Genomic DNA, 1,995 nt, shown 5'->3' on the forward strand with positions numbered 1-1,995 from the left:
ATAGTCTAAATGAAAGCTCATCACTATAACTGTATTGGTTGATCTATTTTACACCATAAACTCAGGAGAGCCGATTTAACTATTGATTTAGCATAGTAAGTAACGAAGAACCTGTAATTATTCAATTTTTTATCTAAAATCTCAATTACTTCAGACAAATTTTGAGCAATTTTTAGACCTCAAACCCTAATTGTGCCGTGAGAGAGATATTATTTCAGGCGTCCCCTGTGCAGCTAACTTAAAAAAATAGCTCGATCCTTAAACTGTAAGCCATCTAAGCTTTTTGAAACAGTTCAAAAAAATGTCCAAAGTAGTGAAATATAAAATCTCAAACCCTATAATTTAAAATCCTCTCATCTGTCATCTGTCATCTGTCATTAGATAGGTTTAGCCAAAGATAAAACTTATGAGATAAACTTGCCGTCTCATCTAAATGTTACAAAATATTAAAATAAATCACAACCTGAAACCAAATTTAAATCGCCAAAAGCCTTAATGTAAAAAACTTTATGTAAACTTATGAAAGTTAATTAAAGTAAATGTAAAGATCTCAGTGGAAATACGGAAATTGATAGATATAATAGGTGGTACAGACGTGGATCTATTGCGGTGATTTGAATAAGGCTGTGAATACTATGCGTACTTTGATTCAGCTCACAACAACGGCAACCCTGGCTGCCTGCCTGCAAGTGAATACAGTCGGCACCGCAAATGCGGCTCGACTTGCCAGCAACTCAACTAGCAATTTCACAAAAGCCCGTAGCACGGGCGAGATCCCGACGGCATTGACCCCGAGAGTTTGGACACTTGCACAAACCTCTAGGTCTCCAAATTACCCCAAACAATACGAACCAGACCCGAACGGGAACCCCAAAAGTGACGGTACGGGGACGCGCTGAACCCAATTTTTTAATTTCCTACTCGCGGACATTCACCATCAACGAGATTTGTGGGCCCTAGCTTTAGACACGGGATGGAAAGCGATTGAAGGTTAAAAGGGCAGTCCGTAGCCTCACAGCGATTGACACTGCGCGGGATTTTCAATAAAAGATATGTCAACACAACGTCCGCAGGTCACAATTCCTGATACAGAGATACACTCACTACGGTCATCAAATGTGGAGCAAGAATTCCGAATCTTTGTTGCTCTTGGACACGCATACGCTAATTCTGACAAAGCCTATCCTGTCCTCTACGTGCTAGATGCTAATGCAGTTTTTGGAACAGTTACAGAAACAGCTCGCTTTCTGGCAATGCTTAAGGAAATACCGGAAATTATCATTGTCGGTATTGGCTATCCGATCGACAGTTTTACAGAGGCAGCAGCTTTCAGGACGCGAGACTATACCATCACCACGGTTGATACATGGTACCAAGAAACTTTAAAAGCTGTACAACCTGATGCTCCCGAATATGTTGGTTCAGGTGGAGCAGCCAATTTTCTCGAATTTGTTGGCAAAGAACTAATGCCTTTTATCAATACAACTTACAGAACTATTCCTGAAGATAGCGCTATCTGCGGTAGTTCATTTGGTGGTTTGTTCGCACTTTATGCGTTATTCCACCAACCTCATACTTTCCGGCGCTATATCATTGGCAGCCCGACGGTATGGTGGGACGAATCAGCGATTCTCAACTATGAAAAGGATTTTGCGGCTAACAACACCCGTTTATCAGCAAAGGTGTTCATGTCAGTAGGTTCTTGTGAAAGCGATCGCATGGTGGCGGGTTTCCAGGAGATGGCTGGGATAATGCAAGAGAGGCAATATCAGAATCTGGAACTGATAACACACGTGTTTGAGGACGAGACTCATGTATCCGTTACTCCAGCCACAATTAGTAGAGGTTTAAGAGCCGTTTTTACTTAGGGTTGCGACTTGACACATTGCGGAAATATGGCATCCAGTTAGATATTCAGACTAGTACAGCTCGGCGTAAGTAGACAGACTATATTTGTGGTAGAATAACATAGTTAGTTTAGACCAGTTCCGGTAG

2 protein-coding genes are annotated in these 1,995 nt (G+C 41.5%); both read left to right on the forward strand.

The window, feature by feature from the left end:
• Nucleotides 1-626 precede the first annotated feature (626 nt).
• Nucleotides 627-899: a hypothetical protein gene (locus QUA04_RS29445; protein ID WP_333264278.1), complete on the forward strand. Its 273-nt coding sequence runs from the start codon at nucleotides 627-629 to the stop codon at nucleotides 897-899.
• Between the two features lie 153 nt (nucleotides 900-1,052).
• A complete protein-coding gene (locus tag QUA04_RS29450) occupies nucleotides 1,053-1,868 on the forward strand; it encodes an alpha/beta hydrolase-fold protein (RefSeq protein WP_333264281.1) in 816 nt (271 codons plus the stop codon).
• The last annotated feature ends 127 nt before the right edge of the window (nucleotides 1,869-1,995 follow it).

Source organism: Microcoleus sp. S13_C5, assembly GCF_036700845.1.
Taxonomy (GTDB): domain Bacteria; phylum Cyanobacteriota; class Cyanobacteriia; order Cyanobacteriales; family Microcoleaceae; genus Microcoleus.